Raw genomic sequence first — 23,318 nt, 5'->3', positions numbered from 1 at the left:
CATGCACGTCATCCTGGTCCCCGGGTTCTGGCTCGACGCGAGCGCGTGGGACGACGTCGCCCCGGTGCTCCGCGAGGCCGGGCACTCGGTGCAGGCGGTCACCCGCGACGGCGACACGCTCGACGAACAGGTCGCCGCGTTGGTCGCGATCCTGGACGACGTCGCGTCCGCCGACGAACCCGTCGTGCTCGCCGGACACTCGGGTGCCGGGCCGATCGCGTACATGGCCGCCGACCAGCGCCCGTCGCTCGTCGCGCACCTGCTCTACGTCGACACGTTCCCGGGGCCCGAGGGTGGGTGCGTCAACGACGAGCTGCCCGTGGTCGACGGGGTCGTACCGCTGCCGTCGTGGGACATCTGGGAACCCGCCACCGTCCGGGGCATGACGCCCGAGGTCCGGCAGGACGTCGAGCACCGGGCGATCCCCGAGCCGGCCTCGGTGCCGTCGGACCGGTTCCACTACGCCGACCCCGCACGGCACACGATCCCCGCGACGATCATCACCTGCGAGATCCCCGCCGCCGAGCTGCTGGCGATGGTGGCGGACCACCAGGCCTGGGCGGCGGAGCTCGTCGCGACCGAGGAGCTCTCCATCGTCGGGCTCGAGACCGGCCACTGGCCGATGTTCACGGCGCCGCAGCAGCTCGGGGAGCTGATGGTGCAGGCGCTCGCGCCCAAGCCGACGCAGGCGCCGTAGGCTCGGCGCCGTCGAGTGAGCAGAAGACGTCGGGTCCGCCTCCGGCACCCGGCGTCTTCTGCACACTCGAACGCCGTGGGGGCGACCAACGGGGCCACGTGAGCGGGGCGGTCGGCCGCCACGGGCCTCCAGGCCTGGAGGCGCGGCTTGCGACACGCCCGGTCCTCGCGTAACGTGGACCCCTGGTTCTCCGCGTCCGCGCGGCGGGCCCGTTGTTCCAAGCCCTCCGACCGTCGCGAACGCCGCGGTCGCGCGGTGTCCGGCTCTCCTTCGACAGGGGATGCGGACCTGGGCGGTGCACACAACCCCCTCGCACGGCCACCCCGGTGGCACTGCGCGTGTGCACCAGGCAAGTGAACTTGGGTGCGGCCGTCCGGTCGCACGGTACTCAGGAGGAAACCATGGCAGCAGTGTGCCAGGTGACCGGCGCCGTTCCCGGCTTCGGTCACAACATCTCGCACTCGCACCGCCGGACGAAGCGTCGCTTCGACCCGAACGTGCAGAAGAAGACGTACTACGTGCCCTCGCTTCGTCGTAACGTCACGCTCACGCTCAGCGCGAAGGGCATCAAGGTGATCGACGCACGTGGCATCGAGTCCGTCGTCAAGGATCTCCTCGCCCGTGGGGAGAAGATCTGATGGCGAAAAAGGGTCAGGACATCCGTCCGATCATCAAGCTCCGCTCGACGGCGGGCACCGGGTTCACCTACGTGACCAAGAAGAACCGTCGGAACAACCCCGACCGACTCGTGCTCAAGAAGTACGACCCGGTGATCCGCAAGCACGTCGACTTCCGTGAGGAGCGCTAAGCATGGCGAAGAAGAGCAAGATCGCGAAGAACAACCAGCGTGCCGTCATCATCGCGCGCTACGCCGAGCGTCGTCTCGAGCTGAAGAAGGCCCTCGTGGACCCGAACGGCACCGACGAGTCGCGTGAGGCCGCCCGCGTGGGCCTGCAGAAGCTGCCCCGCGACGCATCGCCCATCCGCTACCGCAACCGCGACGCCATCGACGGCCGCCCCCGTGGCCACCTCGGTGAGTTCGGCATCAGCCGTGTCCGTTTCCGTGACATGGCCCACCGCGGCGAGCTCCCCGGCATCACGAAGAGCTCCTGGTAAGCACTCGCAGTACACGACGCCCCGTCACCTCCTGGTGGCGGGGCGTTCGCTGTGTACGGGGTACATGCGAGCCGTCATTCGTCACATCTGCCCCTCCAGCACCCCCTCGGAGCCCCGACAACCCCGGAAATCCGGGCGAGTCGGCGGTTTTCACCCCCGGCGGCTGGTAGGTTCAACTCCGGTTCCGCCGGGCCCTCGGCCCACTGGCACCGTGGCACGGGGCAACCGCTCCGGGCGCCGGACGACACGTGCGTCCGACCGATACTGCAAGAAGTCCGAGGAGGACATCCATGGCTGACAAGTCACTGAACCGCACCGAGCTCGTCGCTGCCGTCGCCGCTGAGTCCGGCCAGAGCCAGGCCACCGTCAACGGCGTCGTCGACGCGCTCTTCAGCGTCGTCTCGTCGTCCGTCGCCGACGGCACGAAGGTCACGATCCCCGGTTGGATCGCCTTCGAGAAGACGCACCGCGCCGCCCGCACCGGCCGCAACCCGCAGACGGGTGACGCCATCGAGATCGCCGCGAGCGACTCGGTCAAGGTCAGCGCCGGCTCGAAGCTCAAGGCTGCGGTCAAGTAAGACTGTTCCGCGCATCGGGAGGGACGGCTTCGGCCGTCCCTTTCGTCGTTCCCGGGGCGCGCGGGCGCGTGGTGCGCGGGTCCTGGCCTGGAGGCCCGTGCCGGTTTGCACAGATCGGCCCGCCCCGTCCGTCGGCCGGGTGGGCACCGCCTAGGCTTGACGGGTGAATCGGATCGCGCGCATCGCCGGTCCCGCCGTGCTCCTGCTCGTCGGGTTCGTGGCGCTGCTCACGGCACTCGTCATCGGTGGGGGCGCGAACCCGGCGCTCATCGCCGACCCGGGGCCCGTCGTCCGCTTCGGGCTGCCGATCGCCCGGCTCGTCGTCGACCTGTCCGCGGCCACCACGATCGGTGGGCTCGCGCTGGCGACCGTCGGCCTCTCGCGCTCCGGCCCCGAGTGGAACCGCGCGATCGACGTCGCCGCCGGGGCCAGTGGCGTCTGGACGGTCGCATCGGCCGTCGCCACGTTCTGCACGTTCCTCAGCGTCGCCGGTTCGCGCATCAGCATCGACGAGCAGTTCGGGCAGTCGATGGGGGTCTTCCTCACCGGCACCGAGCTCGGGCTCGCCTGGCTCGTGACCGTCCTCGTCGCCGCGGCCGTCACGGTGCTGTGCTTCGCCGTCCGTTCGCGGGGCATGGTGGCCCTGACCGCCGCGGTCTCGATGATCGGCCTCATCCCGCTCGCGCAGCAGGGCCACGCCGCGGGCACCGCCAGCCACGACGCCGCCGTGACGGCACTGGGGCTGCACCTGGTCGGTGCGGCGCTGTGGGTCGGTGGGCTCGTCACGCTCGTGCTGCTGCGCGGGGTGCTGCCCGGCGACCGGCTGCCCGCGGTCGTGGCCCGGTACTCGAGCATCGCCCTCGGCTGCTTCGTGCTCGTCGCCGTCTCGGGCACCGCGTCGGCGCAGATCCGCGTCGGGGCGCTCTCGAACCTGTTCACCCCGTACGGCACGCTCGTCCTGGTGAAGATCGGTGCGATCGTCGCCATCGGGGTCCTCGGCGCGGTGCAGCGCCGTCGGGCCATCCGTGCGCTGACCACCTCGCCCGGTCGGCAGCGGCCCTTCTGGACCCTCATCGTCGTCGAACTCGCGGTGATGGGTGTGGCGTCGGGGTTCGCCGCGGCACTCGGACGGACCGCCACCCCGGTCGACCAGATCGCCCTGAGCAAGACCACCGACCCGAGCCCGGCGGAGCTCCTGACCGACGACCTGCTGCCGCACGCGCCCGGTGCATGGGGCTGGCTGACCCAGTGGAACATCGACCTGTTCTGGCTGATGGCCGCCGTGCTGCTCGCCGCGACGTACGTGGCCGGCGTCGTGCGACTGCGGCGGAGCGGCGTGCGGTGGCCGGCGCGACGCTCGATCGCCGCGGCCCTGGCGATCGTGTCCCTGGTGGTCGCGACCTCGGGCTCGCTCCACCAGTACGACCGGTTCCTGGTCTCGGCGAACGTCGGTGCCCACGTGCTGCTCGGCCTGGTGGTCCCCGCCCTGGTGTGGGCGGCGGCACCCGTCGCCCTGATCCGCGCCGCCGTGCACCCCCGGAACGACGACAGCACGGGGGTGCGTGAGTGGACCGGCGTCATCGTCGAGCACCCCTCCGTGCGGTACCTGGCCCAGCCGTTCCCCGCGTTCCTGCTCGCGGCGGCCCTGTGGTGGGCCTTCTTCGCCACCGACGCCGTCCGCTGGTCGGTGAGCGACCCCACCGGTCGTACCGTCAGCGACGCCGTGTTCCTGCTGGTCGGGCTGCTGGCCGTCCCGACGCTCTGCACACCGATCCCTGCCGGGCACCGCCGCCCGACCACTGCTGCCGCCGTCGTCCGGATCGTCGGGGCGGCGGTGATCGCGGCGGGCATCGTCTCGCTCGGGATCGCGATGCGCGGGCCGCTCGGGCTGCTGCAGGCATCGTGGTTCGGCGCGATGGGCCGGACGTGGGGGCCCGATCCGCTCGTCGACCAGGCCCGGGCGGGCCTGGTGCTGATCGTCGCCGGCGTGCTGCTCCTGGTGACCGTGGTCGTGGTGGTGCTCGTGCGGCTGCGGCGTGACGGGGGAGACCCGGCCCACGCCGTTGACGCAGTTGCTGACGGCGACGCAGCTGTGGCCGGTCCGACCGCCGCCGCCGAGCCCGCTTCCCGGGTTGACCAGGACGACCTGGACTTCGACGACGGCAGCGACGACCTCGAACCCTCGCCCGGAGCGGACGCCCGATGAGCATCGAGCTGAGCGACGAACAGCGCGCCGTCTTCGAGTACATCGAGCACACCCGAGACCACGTGTTCATCACCGGCCGGGCCGGCACGGGCAAGTCCACGCTCCTCAACCACCTGTCGTGGAACACCGAGAAGCAGGTCGTCATCTGCGCCCCGACGGGGGTCGCCGCGCTCAACGTCGGCGGCCAGACGATCCACTCCCTGTTCCGGCTGCCGATCGGGCTCATCGCGGACGCCGAACTGCGGCAGGGCCCGGACACCCGCAAGCTCCTCAACACGATCGACACCCTGGTCATCGACGAGGTCTCGATGGTCAACGCCGACCTGCTCGACGGCATGGACCGCTCGCTCCGCAAGGCCCGCGGTCGGCAGTTCGAGGCGTTCGGCGGCGTGCAGGTCGTGATGTTCGGCGACCCGTACCAGCTGCCCCCGGTGCCCGGCGACGCCGACGAGCGCGCCTACTTCACCGACCACTACCGGTCGATGTGGTTCTTCGACGCCAAGGTGTGGCTCGAGGCCGAGCTCAACATCATCGAGCTCGCCACGGTGCACCGGCAGCGCGACGACGCCTTCGCCGCGATGCTCACCGCCGTCCGGCACGGTCGGGTCACCGCGGACATCGCCGAGCAGCTGAACACCGCCGGGGCGCGTCCGGCTCCGGACGACGCCATCACCCTGGCGACCCGCAACGACACGGTCGCCCGGATCAACAAGGCCGCCCTCGAACGGCTGCCCGGCAAGGTGAAGACCGCCAAGGCCGACGTGAACGGGGACTTCGGCGGACGGAACTTCCCGGCCGACGAAGCCCTCGAGTTGAAGCCCGGCGCGCACGTGATGTTCCTGCGCAACGACGCCGACCAGCGCTGGGTGAACGGCACCCTGGGCATCGTGACGGCCATCCGCGACACGGTGTGGGTCGACGTCGACGGTGAATCGTTCGAGGTCCAGCCGTCGGTGTGGGAGAAGTTCAAGTACTCGTACGACGCGGACAAGAAGGAACTCAAGAAGGACACCGTCGGGGAGTTCCAGCAGTTCCCGCTCCGGCTCGCCTGGGCCGTGACCATCCACAAGTCGCAGGGCAGCACCTACGACCGGGCCGTGGTCGACCTCGGCAACCGGGTGTTCAGCGCGGGCCAGACGTACGTGGCGTTGTCGCGGCTGACCTCCCTCGAGGGGCTGTTCCTCACCCGGCCGCTCCGGCCGCAGGACATCATCGTCGACCTGGACGTCCGGCGCTTCATGTCCGAGGCGCCCCGCATCGTCGCCACCGAGCTCGAGGCCCCGAAGAAGCAGCCGGACGCCGACTCCGATGCCGACTCCGACGCCGACTGACGCGTCCGACTGACCCGTTGGGTCCGCTTCGGCCACACGCCGCCGGGCACGCGCGGCTGCATGCCCGGACGCACACTGCCGAGCGGTCACGGCTCCCCGTCGGTCCTGCGCCGAGCGGTCACTCGTCGTCGCCTGGACACTCCGCATCCGACAGTTCTTGACCGGCCGACGCACCTGAGCGGGGAGTCGTGACCGCACGACACCCCCGCCGGACGACACCCCCGCCGGACGACACCGCCGCCGGACCACCCCGCCGCCCCGCCCCCGCGCACGCGACGACGCCCGCCTGCCGGAGCGGCAGACGGGCGTCGGGAGTGCAGTCGAGCGGGTGTCAGGCGCGCGCCGCACGCAGTGCGCGGAGGTTCTCCTTGTCGGCACCGATCGCGGTGAGGAGCAGGAGCACACCGACGATCGCGTGGAACACGTTGTCCGTGGTGTTCAGCGCGAAGACGTTGGCCGAGGTGTCGACGAAGACGAAGCCGTACACCGCGAAGAGGACGAGCAGGACGCCGACGAGCAGGTTGCCGTTGCGCGATCCGACGGTGTTGCCGAGGCCGGTGATGAGCAGCACCGCGGCGAGCAGCACCCACACCAGGCAGAGCGCCGGGTTCACGCCGAACGCGTTCCACAGCATGCCGCCCTGGCGGTTGAAGAAGCCCGGGTCGCCGTCGGCGGCGAAGAAGAAGCCCAGGACGCCCCAGAGTGCGAGGACGCCGCCGGCCGTGAGTGCGAGACCCCGGTTCGGCGAGGCGATGATGCCCGGTTCCTTGATGGCCACTTCGGTTTCCTCCTCGTACACTGCCGACGCGACGTGCGTCGGTCCCGCGTGGTGCGACGGCCCGGCGGGGATCACCGATCCCCTCGTGTCAGTGCGCAGTGCACGGCCGACGGGGGTGCGGTTCCCAGCCTCCGGCCGGTGCTCCAACGGTATCGTGTCGGACCCCGACCGACCCAATCGCAGCGCCGCCGCCAGTCGTGCGACGAGCCCGACGACGACCACTCCCAGGAGGACCAGCCCGGTGACCTTGACACCCGAGCGCAGTGCATCCGAGTCGCGCGGACCGTGGGTCTCGCGGCGGGGGCGGTGGGCTGCGCTGGCGGCTCTGGGGTTCGTGATCGTGCCTCTCGTCTACGGGGTCGCGGTGCTGACCCCGGTCGGTCAGAAAGCGGAGGACGCCGCGCTCGGCGGGGTCCGGGAGTCCGACCTGTTCAGTTCGGACACTGCGCTCAACGTCATCTCGGTGCCGGTGATCCTGTTGCTCGTCGTCGTGATCGTCGCTGTGGCGTTCGCCAGACGGCGGCTCTCGGTGGGACTCGGCGCGGGGGTCGTGGTGCTCGCGTCGGCGGCCACCTCGACGCTCGTCAAGCGTATCGCCGTGCGCCCTGAGATCGCTCAGTCGACGACGCCGAACTCGTTCCCGTCCGGGCACGCGACGATCGCACTGGCGGCGCTGTTCGCGGTCCTGATGGTCACGCCTCGTCGGTTCCGCCCGCTGGTGACCATCGTCGGCGTCGGGTACGCGGTCTTCGTGGCGAACCAGACCGTGGTCTACGGCTGGCACCGCGTCAGCGACATCATCGGCGCCTGCGCGATCGCGATGTTCTGGCTCGGGATCGTCCGCGCGGTCGGACCCCGGGTCGACCGCGGGCTCCGGGGTGACCGTGACGGTCGGCGGGGGCCGCGGCGGGTGGTGAGCGTCGTGCTCCTCGTCGCGACCGGGCTCACGCTGGCGATCGGTGTCGCGGCGCTCGTGGTCGGCCTGACCGGTGACGGCGCGTACGACCACGCCGCGATCCTGGTGGCGGGGCGGTTGGCGTCCAGCGCGAGCGTCCTGGCGGTCGTGACCGTCGTGTGGTTCCTCGACGGGATGCACCACGCCGCGCGCACCGACCCGGCCACGCTCGCCCCCTGACCCGGCCACGCTGCCGACCGCCGGCTGACCCGGGGAGTCGAGCCGGGCCTCCAGGCCGCCCGTCCGACGGGCGCGAGCCTGGCGGGAATGCCACGCCGTGCGCTACGTTGTACCGAGCAAGTCGATGCAAACGCATCGATATCGCGAAAGGCGGCGCATCATGCAGTTCGGCATCTTCACGGTCAGTGACGTCACGACCGACCCCACGACCGGCACCACGCCGGACGACACCCAGCGCGTCCGCGACATCCTGACGATCGCCGAGCACGCCGACCAGGCCGGCCTCGACGTCTTCGCGACCGGTGAGCACCACAACCCGCCGTTCGTGGCCTCCTCGCCGACCACGCTGCTCGCCTACCTGGCGGCGAAGACGAAGGACATCACCCTGTCCACGTCGACGACCCTGATCACCACGAACGACCCGGTGCGCATCGCCGAGGAGTACGCGATGCTCCAGGTCGTGTCCGACGGCCGCATGGACCTCATGATGGGCCGCGGCAACACCGGTCCCGTCTACCCGTGGTTCGGGCAGGACATCCGCCAGGGCGTCAACCTGGCGATCGAGAACTACGCGCTCGTCCGCCAGCTCTGGGAGAACGACGTCGTCAACTGGCAGGGCAAGTTCCGCACGCCGCTGCAGGGCTTCACCTCGACCCCGCGTCCGCTCGACGGTGTCCCGCCGTTCGTCTGGCACGGCTCGATCCGCACGCCGGAGATCGCCGAGCAGGCGGCCTACTACGGTGACGGCTTCTTCCACAACAACATCTTCTGGCCGATCCAGCACACCGAGCAGATGGTCGGCCTGTACCGCCAGCGCTTCGAGCACTACGGGCACGGCCGTGCCGACCAGGCGATCGTCGGGCTCGGTGGGCAGTTCTTCGCGCGGAAGAACTCGCAGGACGCGATCAACGAGTTCCGGCCCTACTTCGACAACGCCCCGGTCTACGGCCACGGCCCCTCGATGGAGGACTTCACCGCCCAGACCCCGCTCACCGTCGGTTCGCCGCAGCAGGTCATCGACCGGTACGCCGCGATGAAGGACCACGTCGGCCACTACCAGCGCCAGCTGTTCCTCATCGACCACGCCGGCCTGCCGCTCAAGACGGTGCTCGAGCAGATCGACATCCTGGCCACGGACATCGTGCCGGAGCTGCGCAAGCTGAACGACGAGGGTCGCCCCGCCGACGTCCCGTCGGACCCGCCGTCGCACGCCGCGCGTGCCGCTGCCGCGATGGCGGCCGGCACGGTCGGCAGCGACCACGTCGCCGCCGAGGACGAGTGGACGGGCGCGTCGGTCTGACGCTCCCAGCGCTCCCAGCGCTCGCTTCGTGAGCAGGAACGGTCGGGTCCCGCGAGGTGACCCGACCATTGCTGCTCACCATGCGGTGGGCGCGACCCCAGATCCGCCGGGAGGCCCGGTGCCAGCTGGCACCGGGCCTCCCGTCCGTCTCGGCGCGCGTGCTCGGACCGCACTCGCCTCACGGGGTCAGCGACACCTCACGGGATCGCTGGTGCGTGAGCTGTCGCTCAGCGCGTGAGGTCGGCGACGGGGCGGGCCGGCACGAGCTTGAGGCCCACGACGCACCCGACGATGCCGGCGATGAACAGCAGGCGCAGGACGGTGACGGGCTCCGCGCCGGTGGCCATGCCCCAGAGCACGGTGAGGGCGGCGCCGGTCCCGGTCCACACCGCGTACGCCGTGCTGATCGGGATGTGCTTGAGGACGTAGCCGAAGGCGACCAGGCTGACAACGATCGTGACGGCGAACACGACCGTCGGGCGGAGCTCGGTGAAACCGTCGCTCTCGCCGAGTGCGGTCGCCCAGACGGTCTCGAGCGCGGCGCTGACGAACAGGACGATCCAGGCCACGTCAGCTCACCACCTTGAGGCCGATGACGCACGCCACCAGGCCGAAGACCAGGGCGAGGCGGGCGAAGGACGCGGCCTCCTGTCGACGGAGGATCGCGACGACCACGGTCAGGGACGCCCCGATGCCGACCCAGACGGCGTAGGCGGTGCCGACGGGGATGCTCTTCATCGCGAACGCCAGCCCGACCATGCTCAGCGCCATCCCGGCGACGAACACGATCGTGGGGACGACCTTCTTGAAGCCGTTCGAGGCGCTGAGGGCGGTGGCCCAGACGGCCTCGAGCACGCCGCTGAGCACGAGGATTGCCCATGCCATGACGATGTCCTTTCCTGCGGGAGTCGTTCGTTCTCGTTGTCGTACGACTGTGCGACAACGAACTCGACGGTAGCACGAGTTCGTACGACTGTGCGAGTATGGCGTCGTGGCCAGGAGCATGGACGTCGACGAACGGCGCCGCACCGTGTCCGAGGCGGCGTGCCGGGTCCTCGTGCGCGACGGGCTCGGAGCGTTGAGCGTGCGGAACGTCGCCGCCGAGGCGGGGCTGCCGCCGAGCACGGTCCGCTACACGTTCCCGACCCAGGCGAGCGTCCGCGAGCACACCATCACGCTCGTGTTCGACCGGATCCGCGAGCGCATCGACGCCATCCCCGCTGACCTGACGTCCGCCCGGCGCGCACGCCGGATCGTGCTCGAGCTGCTGCCCCTCGACGAGGAGCGGGTCATCGAGCTCGAGGTCTACCTGGCACTCGGCAACGCCGCGCTCACCGACGTCGGGCTCCGGCCGACGCTCGACCGGACCGTCGCGGCGATGCGGACGTGGTGCGAGGAAGTCCTCGGGCTGCTCGGGGTACCGGCGGACGACCGGGAGTACGAAGCCTGCCGGCTCCACGCGCTCCTGGACGGACTCGCGATGCAGGTCGTCCGGCTGGCTCCGGGGGAGTCCGGCGACTGGGCGATCGACGTGCTCGACCGGCACCTCGACGGCGTCACCGCGGGTTGAGCCGCCTCGTGCGCAGCCCCGGGCAGGAGGCGTCACCTATCCTGTCCCGGTGACGACGACCACGCGGCCGCCGCAGCGCACCCGGAGCCTCACCGGCCCCGGCCTGGTGCTGCTCGCCGTCGTCGTCCTGCTGGGCATCCGGCTGTTCTCCCCGAGCATCGGGTCGACCGGGCTGCCGGACGTCGTGCAGGACTTCCTCACACTGGCGATCAGCGTGGTCGTCGAGTCCCTGCCGTTCGTGGTGCTCGGCATCGTGCTGTCGATCGTCGTCGAGGTCTGGGTGCCGGTCGGCGCGCTCGAGAAGGTCCTGCCGCAGAACGCCTTCGGCCGTCGCGCCGTGATCTCCCTGATCGGCATGCTGTTCCCGGTGTGCGAGTGCGGCAACGTCCCGCTCGCCCGTGGCCTGATGATGCGCGGGTTCACGCCGGCCGAGGCCGTCACGTTCCTCGTCGCGGCCCCGATCCTCAACCCGCTCGTCATCATCAGCACCGCGCAGGCGTTCGGCTGGTCCGGGTGGATCCTGCCGGTGCGCATCGTCGGCGGGTTCGTCATCGCGAACCTCGTCGGCTGGATCGTCGCCGCGCACCGCCGTCCGGCCGACCTGCTGCTCCCCGCCTTCGAGGCCCGGTGCCGTGCGGCCGTCGGAGCGCCTCGCGGCCTGCACCGCTGGCGGCAGAGCGCCGCGCAGTTCGGCGGCGAGACGGCGACGATGATGCCGGCGCTGTTCGTCGGTGCCGGCCTCGCCGCGGCGATCCAGGTCGCCGTGCCCCGCTCGACCCTGGTCGCCGTCGGCTCGAACCCGGTGCTGTCCGTCGCGGCGATGATGCTGCTGGCGATGACGGTGTCGCTCTGCTCGAACGTCGACGCCTTCTTCGCGCTGTCCTTCGCGTCGACGTTCCTGCCCGGGTCGATCACGGCCTTCCTGATCATCGGGCCGATCATCGACGTCAAGATGATCGCCCTGCTGCGCACGACGTTCCGGGTCCGCTTCCTGGTGCTGCTGTCCGTCGTGTGCGTCCTGTTCGCCGGAGCCGTCGGGTTGGTGATGAATGTCCTCGTCTGATGCACGCAGCAACGCGGCCGCGTACCTGGGTCTCGGGTCGGTGCTGGCCGCCGCCCTCTGCACGCTGTGGCTCGCGCTGGTCGGGCACCTCGACCTGTACATCAACCCGCGCTACTCGGTGTTCACGGTCGTGCTCGCCGCCGTCGGGGTGCCCGCGTCGATCGCCGGACTGGTGGCCATCGCGCGCGGGTACGGCCACACGCACGGCGACGATGAGGACGACCTCGACCTGCACCAGCAGCAGCGGACGGGAGGCCGCGGTCGCGCCGTCCGCCTCGCCCTCGGCGGAGCCGCCGCCGTCGTCACGATCGGTGTCACCGTCGCGATGCTCGTCCTGCCGCCGACGACGCTGTCCGCCCGCACCGCCCAGCAGCGGAGCGTGGACTCCGCGACCCTGTCCAACGCCACCGGCTCGGAGTCCGCGGTGCAGCTGCTCGGCAGCGAGGGCGTCGACACCTCGGAGTACGGCGTCAAGGACTGGGCCGCGCTGATCCGGCAGACCACGGACACCACGGCCCTGGTCGGCAAGCAGGTCGAACTGACCGGCTTCGTGGTGCCCGGCGACGACGGGTCCTTCACCCTCACCCGCTTCGTGATCAGCTGCTGCGCCGTGGACGCGCAACCGGTCGGCCTCGGTGTCGTGACCGGCGACGGCGACGGCGCCGGTGCCGGGACCGTCCCCGACGAGGGGCAGTGGGTCACCGTCCGCGGAGCCCTGGCCGCCAACCCCGACCAGTCCGCCGACGCCCGCATCGTCGTGAAGGCCGCGAAGATCACCGACATCGCGCAGCCCGAGGACCCGTATGAGTTCTGAGCGCCGCCCCGTCGCACACCGCTTCCACCGCCGGTACGTCGCCGTCGTGGTGGTCCTCGCCGTGGTCGCCGCGCTCGCCGCGGTCGTCGGCTCGCAGCAGGGCCCGCGGCTCCGCGACGTGTCCTACGACGCGACCGGTCTCGTCACCCGGCCGGCCCAACGGGTGATCCTGACCGCGAACCAGGCGCTGCAGAAGGTCGCCGCCGCCGACGTCCGGGTCAGCCCGGCTGCGGCGCACACCGTGACCTCGAGCGGCAACACCATCGCCGTCGAGTTCGCCGGACCCCTGGCGTACGACCGCGAGTACACCGTGACGGTCGCGGGCGTGCGGGCACCCGGGCAGCGTGCCACGTCCGACCTGAGGGCGGCGATCCGCACCGGCAGCACCGACGTGCTCGCACTCGTGCCGGGGCAGGCCGGGGCGAAGGACCGCATCGTCCGGCGATCCCTCGACGCGGGCGGCGCCACCACCGTCTACGAGGGCACCGCGATCTCCGAGTACGCCCGGCTCGGCCGCTCCCTGGTGGTCGTGAGCGGCACGGACGCCAGCTCGTCCGTGGACATCGTGGCGCTGAGCGGTGGCGTGCAGGACGCCGACGCCCCCGTCGAACACCTCACCCTGCCGACCGCCGAGGGCCGCGTCACGGCGCTCCACGTCGCCGACGACGGTGCCTCGTTCGGGTTCGAGTACGCCGACACCTCGACCGGGCAGTCCCGGAACACCGGCCTGTACGTGGTCGACATGACGGGCACGCACATGCCCACCGCGATCGCGGCGAACGGCAAGCCGAAGACGGGGGCCGTGCCGATGACGGTCGGGCAGTGGGCCTACGTGCCGCGCACCGAGAGCGCACTGGTCCGGACGGGCAGCGACGACCTGGTGCTCGTCGACATGAGCGGGCGTGCCGACCCGGTCCGGCTCGGCAGCGCCACCTACCTGCACGGTTTCGTCGGCACAGGCACCACCGCCGTCGTCGAGACGGGCACCGGGATCGAGCGGCTGGACCTGACCGACGGGTCGAAGTCGGCGCTGCAGGCGCCCGCCGCGAGCACCGATGCGGCCGTCCTCGGCCGCATCGCCCAGCTGTCCGACGACACGTACCTGCGGGTGCTGGGGGACGTGCGGTCGGACGGCACCATCGCGGCACGGATCGTGCGCGTGGACGGGGGACGGGCCTCCCGGCTGCCGGTGACGATCCCGGACGACGCGAGCGTCACCGCGGTCTGCCCGTCCCCGAACAGCCAGTTCGTCGCGGTCGCGACGAAGTCGGCGACCGGCGAGCTCGTGAGCATCGTCGACGCTGCCTCTGGTGCGCTCGAGGCGAGCATCGACGCGGGCTCCGTCGACTGGTGCGGCGCGCTGCCGTCCGGTGACGAGGTCGGCTGACGGCACCGAGACCACAGACGGGAGGCCCGGTGCCAGCCGGCAACGGGCCTTCCGTCTGTCAGGTGGTGACGACTACGCCAGCGTGGCCGCGTCGATCACGAAGCGGTAGCGGACGTCCGAGGACAGCACGCGCTCGTAGGCCTCGTTGATCTGGTCGGCGCTGATGAGCTCGGTCTCCGGGAGGATCCCGTGCTCGGCGCAGAAGTCGAGCATCTCCTGGGTCTCCTGGATGCCGCCGATGGCGGAACCCGCCCAGCTGAGCCGACGCGGGATGAGCGCGAAGGCCGGCACCTCGAGCGGCTCGGACGGAGCACCCACGTTGACGAGCGTGCCGTCGACCTTGAGCAGGCCGAGGTAGGCGCCCATCGGGATCTTCGCTGAGACGGTGTTGATGATCAGCTCGAAGGAGTTCGCGAGCTTCTCGAACGTCTCCGGGTCCTTCGTCGCGTAGTGGGCCTTCGCGCCGTAGCGGAGCGAGTCCTCCTGCTTCGAGGTGGTCTGCGACAGGACGGTGACCTCGGCGCCGAGCGCGACGGCGATCTTGACGGCCATGTGGCCGAGCCCGCCCATGCCGACGACAGCGACCTTGGTGCCGGGGCCGGCGTTCCAGTGGTGCAGGGGCGAGTAAGTGGTGATGCCGGCGCAGAGCAGCGGCGCGACCTTCTCGATGTCGAGCGACTCGGGGACACGGAGGACGAAGTCCTCGTTCACCACGACGGCCTGCGAGTAGCCGCCCTGGGTGATCGAGCCGTCGGCCGGGTCGACGCTGGCGTAGGTGCCGATGTTGCCCTTGAGGCAGTACTGCTCCTGGCCGGCGACGCAGTTCTCGCACTCGCCGCACGAGTTCACCATGCAGCCGACGCCGACGCGGTCGCCGACCTTGTGCTTGGTGACGTTCTCGCCGACCTCGGTGACGTGGCCGACGATCTCGTGGCCGACGACCTGCGGGTACTGGATGGGGCCCCACTCACCGCGGACGGTGTGGATGTCCGAGTGGCAGATGCCGGCGTAGGCGATGTCGATCGCGACGTCGTCCGGGCCGACGTCCCGACGGGTGATGGTGGTCTTGACGAGCGGCTCGGTCGCTGACGGTGCCGCGTACGCGTTGACGGTGCGCAATGATCTCCTCGTGGGGGTGGTGCGTTGCGGGCCGGTTCCGGCCCGGAACCAGTGTGCGCGCAGCCGCGGCCGGGTGGGAGGTACAACCAGGACACCCCTGTGCCCGCGGACGGGCGCGTCGCGGCGTTCTGCTCGCTCAGGCGAGCCGGGCCAGCCGCTGCCCGGCGATCGTGGCGAAGCGCAGCGGGTCGGCGAGGGCGTCGTCGGGTTCGCCGGTGGTCTGCGTCGCGAGCACGGTGAGCGACGCCGCAGCCGCGTAGTCGTCGAGCGGGGCCTCGATCGCGCCGGCGACGAGCATCGAGCGGGCTCCGGGAGCGTGCGCCGCGGTCAGGTCGCGGACCACCGAGGGCACCTTGCCGACGGCGCTCTGCCCGTCGAAGCGCCCTTCGCCGCTGATCACCACGTCGGCCCCGTTCGCTCCACCGGCCCCGCTCACATCGGACCCCTCGAGCAGCGCCGGCAGCCCGAGGACCTCGGCGACGGCCGCGGCCCCACCGGCGAGCGTGGCGCCCCACACCAGCAGGCCGAACCCGACACCGCCGGCGGCTCCGGCGCCCGGGGTGTCCGGGTCGACGTCAGGGAACCGCGCGGCCCAGGTGGCGAGCCGGTCGTCGAAGGACGCCACACGGTCGGGCGTGATGCCCTTCTGCGGGCCGAAGACGGCTGCGGCACCGGTCGGACCGAGCAGCGGAGAGGTCACGTCGGTGAGCACGGTGACGCCGAGCGGGGGGAGTGCCCGGAGGCCGTCGGTGCCGGCTCCGTCGCTGTCGAGTCCGAGCGCCTCGAGCACCGGACGCCCGCCGTCGGTGGACGCGCTGCCCCCGATGCCGAGCACGAGCCCCGTGGCACCGGCGTCGAGCGCGGCGGCGATCGCCTCGCCGAACCCGCGGCTCGTCGCCGCGTCCGGCATCGGTGCGTCGAGCAGGGGGAGGCCGCTCGTCGCCGCGAGCTCCACCACCGCGCGGCCGTCGGGCAGCCGCAACCAGTGGGTGTCGACCGGCGTGCCGGCCGGCCCGGTGACGGTGACGGGGACCCGGACGGATCCGGGGACGGCGGTCTCGAAGGCGTCGAGCGTGCCCTCGCCGCCGTCGGCCATCGGGACGAGCACCACGTCGTCGTCGGGGCGTTCGGTCAGCCAGCCGGCACGGACCGCCGCAGCGATCGACGCCGCCGTCGCGGTGCCCTTGAACGAGTCCGGAGCCACGATGATGCGCACGGCTCCCACCGTAGCGGCCGGTCGCCAGACGACGGCGTGCGCAGAAGACGACGGCGTGTGCGCGGCTGTGAGACGCCGGTGTGTGCGCAGGACGCCGCGTTGTCCGCGAGACGCCTCCGGATTCGGCGGCGTCTCGACGACATGACGGCGTCGAACGAACACGCCGGCGTCTCGCGAACGACCGCACGCTGGCCTCAGGGCGCGGGCACCGGGTCCGGCAGGGCGAAACGCGGGTGCGGCACGCCGCCCGTCGCGAGGTCCGCGAGCATCTCGCCGAGCAGCGGCGCGAACTTGAAGCCGTGCCCGGAGAACCCCGTCGCCACGGTCAGCGGCCCGACCCGGTCGATGACGAAGTCCTCGTCGGGGGAGTTGTCGTACAGGCAGCTGATGAACTCAGGTTTCGTCGCGTCGACCCCCGGCACGTACCGCGCGACGTACGCCTGCAGTCGCTCGGCCTCGGCCGGCACGGGCACGAAGTCCCGGTAGTCCGGGTCAACGACCGGCCCGGTGCCGTGGAAGCCGACCTTGACGCCCTCGCCCGGCGTCAGCAGCCCGTACACGTCGTCGCCGTCGGCCCAGTGCACGAAGCTCGGCCAGGCCGCGTCCGGCAGGTGGCTGGGGAAGTGGGCCGGCTGCTCCTGGGTCACGCGGATGGCCGGGAGGCCCGCCCCGCGTCTGGCGAGCAGCCCGCCGACCAGCGTGGGGGCCCACGAGCCCACCGCGGCCACCACGGACGCGGTGCGGACGGCGCTGCCGTCGGACAGCGTCACGGTGACGTCGTCACCGTGGTCCTCGAGCCCGGTGACCCGCGTGTCGAACCGCAGGTCGGCGAGACCGGTCGCTTCGGCCAGCGTGAGGAACACCTCGATCGTCCGGTCGGAGCGGATGCGCCCGGCCGAGGGGTGGGCCAGCACGTTCCCCTCGAACGCGATGCCGGGCCAGCGCGCCGCCGCCTGGTCCGGCGTGAGCGACTCGTGCGGGATGTCCGCGTCGGCGAGGGCCGCGGCGATCGCGTCGACGACCTCGGGCCGACCGTGGTCGACGGCACCCGTGCGGACGATGAGCTCTTCGCCGGCAGCGGCCTCGAGCGCTTCCCACAGCGCCAGTGCGCGGGTGGTCAGCGCGATGTACTCCGGGTCGGCGTAGCCCTGCCGGAAGATCCGGGTCGCACCGTGCGAGGAACCGAGGTGGTGGCCGCGAGCGTGCTGTTCCACGAGCACGACGCGCTCGCCGCGGGCGGTGAGGGCGTAGGCGGTCGCGGCGCCGACGACCCCGGCACCGATGACGACCACGGGTGCGGTGTGTTCGGGGGAACCGGAGGAGGAGGACATGCGGCGAGCGTACGTCCGACGGAGCGAGTGACGGGAATCGAACCCGCGCTACCAGCTTGGGAAGCTGGAGTTCTACCATTGAACTACACTCGCGCGCCCCGCAGAACGGGACTCGGCAAGCCTAGCGGATTCTCGCCTGGAAGCCAGCCGACCGCGCACCGTACGCCGTCTCGCGGGCGCGTGTCGCGCCTCCCGAGTCTCCGCTGTGAGGGTGGGCGCCTGACGGACAGGTGTCGCCCCCGTGTGTACCGTCCAGGGAGTTCCAGCCCCGAACCGAGGAGGACCCGGATGGTCAGGCATCCCCTCATCGACGACGTGGTCGGCTCGGCGATCGTGGTCGAGTCCGCCTCGCCCGTCGTGTGGCTGACGGACGCGCTCGCCTCGCTGCTCCGTCGGTCGGCGGACGCCGGACGGACGGTCGTGCTCCGCACCGGCCGGGCCGCGGCGATCACCCCGGCGCTCCGGCACGCGCTCGGCGCGTACGGCGCCGCGTGGGCGGTGTCCGACTTCGACGGCACGCTGCGTGACGGCCGGACCGGCGTCGCCGCATCGGACATCGAGGACTTCGTGCACCGCGGCCCCGAACTCGTGGGCACCCCGTCGCCCGAGCACCCGGTCTCGGCCGACTCGGTGCGACAGATCAGCATCGACCTGACCCTCCGCCACCACCCCGGGCGTGCGGTCGACATGGGCTCCGCGATCGAGGCGCTGTGCCACACGGTCGGCACCTGCCCGACCCGGTGGGGCACCGCCGAACCGCTCACCGTGCCGTGGGACCGCTGGGTCGTGACGCAGTACGCGAAGCACGAGGCACCCGGCATCTCGACCTCGTACGCCGTCGGTGAGGGCTTCTCCGCGACGATGACCGCGCACCTGGTCGGCGGGGTCGTCGTCGAGACGATGTCCGCCGTGCTCACCGTGCCCGAGGAGAACACCGACCCGGGGCTGGCGAACCGGATGTTCGACGCCGTGCAGCGGGTCGCCGACCAGGTCGTCCCCGTGTTCGGCGTCGTCATGCAGCGCCGCGGCGACGCAGACCACCTGGTCCGGGCCGTCTCGCACGGCGAACCGTCGCCGCTCGCCGTCGTCGTGGGCCCCGAGGCCGCCGGCTTCCTGGACCGCGACGGCGTCTGGCCGCCACCGCGCACCACGACCGCGACCTTCGCAGCCGGCTCCGGCTCGGCCGCCCGTCCGGATGCCGACGCGGCTGACGACGGCGGCATGATCGTCCGCTTCGAGGACGGCTGGGAAGCGCTCGAGTCGTTCCTCGACCGCATCGACGAGGACCGCTTCCTGCAGCTGGTCGGTGGCGCACCGCTCGACCCCGCGCACGACGAGGGCACGCTCGACGGACACATCCGCGACGACCGGATGGTGGGCGGTCAGGGTGCCGCGTGACGTCACCATCCTCTGCCGCCAGCCGGTGGAGACGCGCGAGGTGGCGGAGGCGCTCCTGCTGCACGACGAGACCTGGGGTGTCCGGGCGCTCGACGACGGTCCGATGATGCAGGTCTGCCGTGACGCCACCCACCCGGTGATCACCGTGCTCGGCGTGCGGCGGGTGGACTCCTTCGACGAGGTCGAGCGGATCCTGCCGGACGCCCCGACCCTGGCGACGCCGCTGTGGTGGGTCGACACCGTGACCCCCGCCGGCCCCGACGGGGAATCGGGGATCTCGGCCGCGCTTGAGGCCGCGATGGACCTCGACGCGGTCTGCATCGTCCACGGGGACTGACCGGGGCCGCGCCCGCCGTGTGGCCGGTGCTGCGGGTCAGTCCCGCTTGCTCATCGCCGCCAGGCGCTCGTTGTACGCCTTGAGGTCGGCGTCACCGTCGCGGTCGGCCTTGCGGTCGAGGCGCTTCGCGTCGCGCTTGTCCGAGCGCATCCAGTTCCGGACGACGAGCAGGGCCACGAACACCATCGGGAGCTCCGAAGCGCCCCAGGCGATGCCGCCGCCGGTGTGCTGGTCGTCGAGCAGTGCGGCGTCGTTCGTCTGGCCCAGTGCGTGGAACCAGTCGATCGCGAACACCGACTGTGACGTCATGACCGCGACGCCGAAGAACGCGTGGAACGCCAGGGTGGCCAGCAGGGTGATGATGAGCATCGGGTACGGCGGGCGCTGCGGGCCCGGGTCGACACCGACGAAGACCCAGAAGAACAGGTAGCCGCTCAGGACGAAGTGGATGATCATCGCGACGTGCCACTCGTGCGACTGCATCGCGGCCTGGTACGCCGGCGTGAAGTAGAACACCACGAGGGACCCGGCGAAGATGATCCCCGCGACGGCGGGCTTGCCGAGGAACTGCATCCAACGGGAGTGCACGAAGAGCATGAGCCACTCGCGGGCGCCGCGTGAGCCGTCGTTCCGGACCGGCAAGGTGCGGAGCGCGAGCAGCACCGGGCCGCCGAGCACGAGCGGCAGCGGGACGAACATCATCAGCAGCATGTGCTGGAGCATGTGCGACGAGAAGTGGATCATGCCGTACACGGCGGGGCCGGCCGACGTGGTCCAGATGAACAGGGCGCAGCCGATCAGCCAGGCGATGGTGCGCCCGACGGGCCAGGCGTCGCCGCGCTTCCGGAGCTTGCGCACCGCCAGCAGGTACCAGACGGCCCCGACGACGGCCAGGCCGAGCCACACCCAGTCGATGTGCCACTGGGTCAGGTAGGTGTGCGTGGTCTGTGCCGGCGGGAACGGGAACCCGATCAGGCCGGAGCGGGTGTCCTCGCCCGTCGCCGGGGTCTGCGGGATCGGCGGCTGCGAGCGGGACACGGCGACCGAGACACCGATGGCCACGGCCATGAACACGATCTCGGCCAGGGCGAACCGGGTGAACAGGCGGCGGTCGAGCGGCGCGCGGAGGAGCCCGGGCACGAGCTTCCGGCGCTGCACGATGCCCGCGACGCCGAGCAGCACGAGGATGAGCGCCTTGACGGTGATGAGCCAGCCGTACGGGGTCGTGAACAGGTCGAGCGGGCCGGTCAGGCGCAGCGACGCGTTGACGATGCCGGAGAACGCCACGGCCCCGAACGACCAGCCGGCGAGCGTCGAGTACCGGGCGATCACGCGCCCGGTCGCGCCCTTGGTGCGGGTGCGGAGCAGGACCACGGCGACCAGGCCACCGGCCCACACGCACACCCCGACCAGGTGGATCGCGAGCGAGTTCACCGCGTTCGCGTGCTCGAGCGACCCGGCGGCGTGACCGGACAGGGCCAGGGGGAGCAGGGCGAACAGGCCGATCACGGTGGCGAACGCCAGGGTCGTCACCCGGGTGGCGAAGGCGGCCACCACCGTGGCGACGAGGATCGCGGCAGCCGACACCACGAGCGCCTGGCCGATCTCGACCTGGAACGCGAAGAGCATGAAGTTGCGGGCGAACACCGGGCTGGTGAGCGGGACACCGAGGGTGTTCGCGCCGGTCAGGACGATGCTCACCGCGGCGGCCAGGAACCAGACGGCGCCGGTCGCTGCAGCCCACCGGGTCGCACGGTGCTGCACGCTGGACAGGGCGCCGTGGTCCTTCTTCTGCGCGGGCAGCGCGAAGGCGGCGACGATGAGGAGCCCGATGGTCAGCGCCGCCATCGTGTCGTGCACGACGCGGGCGATCGGCAGGCCGTACTCGACGACCTCACCGGCGGACACCAGCTGCTGGCTCGCGCTGAAGGCACCGGTGATCGTCAGCCCGAGGATCGAGCACGCGACGGCCAGCGGGATCGCGATGACGAGGACCGTCGCGACGGTGGACGAGCGCCCGGTGGTGGGGGCGGCGTCCGGCGCTGACCCCGTGGGCTGGGTTTCGGGTGACGTGACGGTCATGACCGTCCAATCGTAGGCGTGTCGGCTGGACGGCGGCCCCTCGGATGCGCGCTCAGACCCGCCGTTCCCAGATGCCCTCGCAGCCGACGCCGACGAACCCGACGGCCTCGTTCACGTCGAGCATGTGGCGGTTCTCCTCCGCGTTGAACGTGATGACCGAGGGGCGCCCCGGGAACCGCCGCTCGAGCTCTCGGATCCCGACGACCTTGAGCAGCCGGCCGAGCCGGTGGCCGCGGTGTTCGCGGAGCACCAGGGTGTCCCACTGCTGTGCCGGCCGTGCGGGGTCGTCCGGGACGGACAGCTGCGTGAAACCGGCCAGGGTGGTCGTCGGCAGGTGCTCGACGGCCACGGTGAGCAGGCTGCGCGGTGCCCGGGCGAGCTCGTCCTCGTGTTCCCGGAGTCGTTCGGCGGTCCAGACGTCCTCGGGCTCCTCCATGTCCCCGGCGGGCGCGTCGGTGCTCATCCGGGTCTCGAGCAGGGCGATGCCGTCGAGCCACTGCTCCGGCGTGCGACCGGTCCAGGCGTGCACGCGGTACTCCGGCCCGGCGGCAGCAGACGCCCGCTCGTGCAGTCCGCGCACCACGGATGCGTCGGCGGGCAGCGGGAGCCGGCTGATCCGGTTCACCTGGCCGAAGTGCCAGCCGCGGGCGGTCAGGAACCGCACCCCGGCCTCGTCCTCCGGGACGGCGCCGAACCCCGTCGGGGCCTGCACGTACCCGGGACCGGATGCGGGCCCGACCTGCCGCGAGACGGCGTACGTCTTCCACTGCGTGCGGCCGTCGGCGCGGGCCATCGACTCCAGGTGGTCGGCGAGCAGCGTCCCGACACCGCGGCGCTGGTGCTCGGGGTCGACGCCGACCGACAGCCAGCAGTTGGTGGTGCCGGGCTCCTGCTTCGTGTCGTACGAGCCCGCACCGACGACGGTGCCGCGGTCGTCTCGGGCGACGACGAGCCGGCTCGGGGCGCCCGGCTCGCGGCACAGCGGCAGGTACTCCTCCGGCGTCCAGGCCAACTCGTGCAGCCCGTGCACGGCGGCTTCGGCGCCGTCTGACACCGCGAGCCACTCGGCGAAGGTCGCGACGGTCGCCGGGTCGTCGTCCATGGCGGCGGGCACCGTGATCTCGTCGACGGTGTACGTGGTCATCACTGCTCCGAACGCCGCCCGCCCGGGTGGTGGGCAGCCTGGCAGCATACCGGCGCGACGCGCGCTGCCGCTAGGCTTCGTCCGTGCTGCTCTCCGACCGCGACATCACCGCCCAGCTCGCTGCAGGCCGGATCGGCCTCGACCCGTACGACGCCTCGCTCGTGCAGCCGTCGAGCATCGACGTCCGGCTCGACAAGTTCTTCCGGCTGTTCGACAACCACAAGTACCCGCACATCGATCCCGCTGTGGACCAGCCCGACCTGACCCGCCTGGTCGAGACCGACCCGGACGAGGCGTTCGTGCTGCACCCGGGCGAGTTCGTCCTCGGCTCCACGTTCGAGGTCGTGACGCTGCCCGACGACATCGCCGCTCGGCTCGAGGGCAAGAGCTCGCTCGGTCGCCTCGGCCTCCTGACCCACTCGACCGCGGGCTTCATCGACCCCGGGTTCTCCGGGCACGTGACGCTCGAGCTGTCGAACGTGGCGACGCTGCCGATCAAGCTGTGGCCGGGGATGAAGATCGGGCAGCTGTGCTTCTTCCAGCTGTCGAGCCCGGCCGAGAAGCCCTACGGTTCCGCCGAGTACCAGTCCCGCTACCAGGGTCAGCGCGGCCCGACCGCGTCGCGCTCGGCACAGAACTTCCACCGGGCGGACGTCTCCGACCCCCGCTGAGCGTGCGCCGCTCCGGCGGCGGACGAAATGTTGGATGCTGTGTAT

General features: G+C 71.6%; 24 protein-coding genes and 1 tRNA gene. 16 read left to right on the top strand and 9 right to left on the bottom strand.

The window, feature by feature from the left end; all coding sequences use genetic code 11:
- Position 1: 1 nt before the first annotated feature.
- The 7 genes from DEJ09_RS10595 (at position 2) to DEJ09_RS10565 (ending at position 5,928) form a co-directional block, all read left to right on the top strand.
- On the top strand, positions 2-697 hold the full coding sequence (locus tag DEJ09_RS10595) for an alpha/beta fold hydrolase (protein ID WP_071246243.1): 696 nt from the start codon (positions 2-4) through the stop codon (positions 695-697).
- 401 nt (positions 698-1,098) lie between these two features.
- Positions 1,099-1,335 carry a 50S ribosomal protein L28 gene (rpmB, locus tag DEJ09_RS10590; RefSeq protein ID WP_027464952.1) on the top strand — a complete coding sequence of 79 codons (237 nt, stop codon included), beginning with the start codon at positions 1,099-1,101 and terminating at the stop codon, positions 1,333-1,335.
- On the top strand, positions 1,335-1,505 hold the full coding sequence (rpmG, locus tag DEJ09_RS10585; RefSeq protein ID WP_017886456.1) for a 50S ribosomal protein L33: 171 nt from the start codon (positions 1,335-1,337) through the stop codon (positions 1,503-1,505). Before rpmB ends, rpmG begins: the two co-directional genes overlap by 1 nt.
- A gap of 2 nt (positions 1,506-1,507) precedes the next feature.
- Entirely contained in the window at positions 1,508-1,813 is a 306-nt protein-coding gene (gene rpsN / locus DEJ09_RS10580) for a 30S ribosomal protein S14 (protein ID WP_017886455.1), read from the top strand.
- A gap of 290 nt (positions 1,814-2,103) precedes the next feature.
- The gene (locus tag DEJ09_RS10575) at positions 2,104-2,391 is read left to right on the top strand and encodes an HU family DNA-binding protein (protein WP_017886454.1); all 288 of its coding nucleotides are present in this window, start codon (positions 2,104-2,106) and stop codon (positions 2,389-2,391) included.
- A 163-nt stretch (positions 2,392-2,554) separates the two neighbouring features.
- Positions 2,555-4,597, top strand: coding sequence for a cytochrome c oxidase assembly protein (locus tag DEJ09_RS10570; protein WP_111088530.1), 2,043 nt, complete (start codon positions 2,555-2,557; stop codon positions 4,595-4,597).
- Positions 4,594-5,928, top strand: coding sequence for an ATP-dependent RecD-like DNA helicase (locus DEJ09_RS10565; protein WP_111088528.1), 1,335 nt, complete (start codon positions 4,594-4,596; stop codon positions 5,926-5,928). Before DEJ09_RS10570 ends, DEJ09_RS10565 begins: the two co-directional genes overlap by 4 nt.
- A gap of 331 nt (positions 5,929-6,259) precedes the next feature.
- On the opposite strand, the gene DEJ09_RS18145 is transcribed toward DEJ09_RS10565, so the two are convergent.
- On the bottom strand, positions 6,260-6,706 hold the full coding sequence (locus DEJ09_RS18145) for a DUF4383 domain-containing protein (protein WP_181433159.1): 447 nt from the start codon (positions 6,704-6,706) through the stop codon (positions 6,260-6,262).
- A gap of 340 nt (positions 6,707-7,046) precedes the next feature.
- On the opposite strand from DEJ09_RS18145, the gene DEJ09_RS18140 reads away from it, so the two are divergent.
- Both DEJ09_RS18140 and DEJ09_RS10545 read left to right on the top strand, forming a co-directional pair.
- Entirely contained in the window at positions 7,047-7,841 is a 795-nt protein-coding gene (locus tag DEJ09_RS18140) for a phosphatase PAP2 family protein (protein WP_181433158.1), read from the top strand.
- A gap of 160 nt (positions 7,842-8,001) precedes the next feature.
- Positions 8,002-9,141 carry a CE1758 family FMN-dependent luciferase-like monooxygenase gene (locus DEJ09_RS10545; RefSeq protein WP_027464948.1) on the top strand — a complete coding sequence of 380 codons (1,140 nt, stop codon included), beginning with the start codon at positions 8,002-8,004 and terminating at the stop codon, positions 9,139-9,141.
- 227 nt (positions 9,142-9,368) lie between these two features.
- Here DEJ09_RS10545 and DEJ09_RS10540 read toward each other — a convergent pair whose 3' ends face one another.
- Together DEJ09_RS10540 and DEJ09_RS10535 are read right to left on the bottom strand one after the other, a co-directional pair.
- Entirely contained in the window at positions 9,369-9,710 is a 342-nt protein-coding gene (locus tag DEJ09_RS10540) for a multidrug efflux SMR transporter (protein WP_111088522.1), read from the bottom strand.
- Between the two features lies 1 nt (position 9,711).
- Complete coding sequence (locus tag DEJ09_RS10535; protein WP_027464946.1) at positions 9,712-10,026, bottom strand: multidrug efflux SMR transporter; 315 nt, start codon at positions 10,024-10,026, stop codon at positions 9,712-9,714.
- Positions 10,027-10,132: 106 nt separating this feature from the next.
- Between DEJ09_RS10535 and DEJ09_RS10530 the strand changes: the two genes are divergently transcribed.
- The 4 genes from DEJ09_RS10530 to DEJ09_RS10515 are packed head-to-tail and all read left to right on the top strand — an operon-like array spanning position 10,133 to position 13,975.
- The gene (locus DEJ09_RS10530; protein WP_258373866.1) at positions 10,133-10,711 is read left to right on the top strand and encodes a TetR/AcrR family transcriptional regulator; all 579 of its coding nucleotides are present in this window, start codon (positions 10,133-10,135) and stop codon (positions 10,709-10,711) included.
- Between the two features lie 49 nt (positions 10,712-10,760).
- Positions 10,761-11,774 (top strand): permease, encoded by a 1,014-nt coding sequence (locus DEJ09_RS10525; RefSeq protein ID WP_071246228.1) that lies wholly within the window; start codon positions 10,761-10,763, stop codon positions 11,772-11,774.
- Positions 11,761-12,588 carry a TIGR03943 family putative permease subunit gene (locus tag DEJ09_RS10520; protein WP_111088518.1) on the top strand — a complete coding sequence of 276 codons (828 nt, stop codon included), beginning with the start codon at positions 11,761-11,763 and terminating at the stop codon, positions 12,586-12,588. Before DEJ09_RS10525 ends, DEJ09_RS10520 begins: the two co-directional genes overlap by 14 nt.
- Entirely contained in the window at positions 12,578-13,975 is a 1,398-nt protein-coding gene (locus DEJ09_RS10515; RefSeq protein WP_111088516.1) for a hypothetical protein, read from the top strand. Before DEJ09_RS10520 ends, DEJ09_RS10515 begins: the two co-directional genes overlap by 11 nt.
- 72 nt (positions 13,976-14,047) lie before the next feature.
- On the opposite strand, the gene DEJ09_RS10510 is transcribed toward DEJ09_RS10515, so the two are convergent.
- The 4 genes from DEJ09_RS10510 to DEJ09_RS10495 form a co-directional block, all read right to left on the bottom strand.
- Complete coding sequence (locus DEJ09_RS10510; RefSeq protein WP_071404920.1) at positions 14,048-15,094, bottom strand: NAD(P)-dependent alcohol dehydrogenase; 1,047 nt, start codon at positions 15,092-15,094, stop codon at positions 14,048-14,050.
- A 136-nt stretch (positions 15,095-15,230) separates the two neighbouring features.
- A complete protein-coding gene (locus DEJ09_RS10505; protein ID WP_111088514.1) occupies positions 15,231-16,310 on the bottom strand; it encodes a glycerate kinase in 1,080 nt (359 codons plus the stop codon).
- A 194-nt stretch (positions 16,311-16,504) separates the two neighbouring features.
- The gene (locus tag DEJ09_RS10500) at positions 16,505-17,641 is read right to left on the bottom strand and encodes an FAD-dependent oxidoreductase (protein ID WP_111088512.1); all 1,137 of its coding nucleotides are present in this window, start codon (positions 17,639-17,641) and stop codon (positions 16,505-16,507) included.
- Positions 17,642-17,663: 22 nt separating this feature from the next.
- Positions 17,664-17,734, bottom strand: a tRNA-Gly gene (locus tag DEJ09_RS10495).
- Positions 17,735-17,929: 195 nt separating this feature from the next.
- On the opposite strand from DEJ09_RS10495, the gene DEJ09_RS10490 reads away from it, so the two are divergent.
- A complete protein-coding gene (locus DEJ09_RS10490) occupies positions 17,930-19,039 on the top strand; it encodes a DUF6177 family protein (protein WP_111088510.1) in 1,110 nt (369 codons plus the stop codon).
- Positions 19,040-19,064: 25 nt separating this feature from the next.
- Positions 19,065-19,376, top strand: a complete 312-nt coding sequence (locus DEJ09_RS10485) for a hypothetical protein (RefSeq protein ID WP_146243392.1) — start codon at positions 19,065-19,067, stop codon at positions 19,374-19,376.
- Between the two features lie 36 nt (positions 19,377-19,412).
- Here the strand turns inward: DEJ09_RS10485 and DEJ09_RS10480 are convergent, their stop codons facing one another.
- Positions 19,413-21,458, bottom strand: coding sequence for a cytochrome c oxidase assembly protein (locus tag DEJ09_RS10480; protein ID WP_111088508.1), 2,046 nt, complete (start codon positions 21,456-21,458; stop codon positions 19,413-19,415).
- A 52-nt stretch (positions 21,459-21,510) separates the two neighbouring features.
- Entirely contained in the window at positions 21,511-22,602 is a 1,092-nt protein-coding gene (locus DEJ09_RS10475) for a GNAT family N-acetyltransferase (protein ID WP_181433337.1), read from the bottom strand.
- Positions 22,603-22,685: 83 nt separating this feature from the next.
- Between DEJ09_RS10475 and dcd the strand changes: the two genes are divergently transcribed.
- Positions 22,686-23,273, top strand: coding sequence for a dCTP deaminase (dcd, locus tag DEJ09_RS10470; protein WP_071404926.1), 588 nt, complete (start codon positions 22,686-22,688; stop codon positions 23,271-23,273).
- Positions 23,274-23,318: the final 45 nt, after the last annotated feature.

It is taken from the genome of Curtobacterium sp. MCLR17_055 (genome assembly GCF_003234305.1).
Lineage (GTDB): Bacteria > Actinomycetota > Actinomycetes > Actinomycetales > Microbacteriaceae > Curtobacterium > Curtobacterium flaccumfaciens.
Note: the sequence above shows the minus strand (reverse complement) of the source record. Positions and strands in the feature narration are given on the sequence as shown.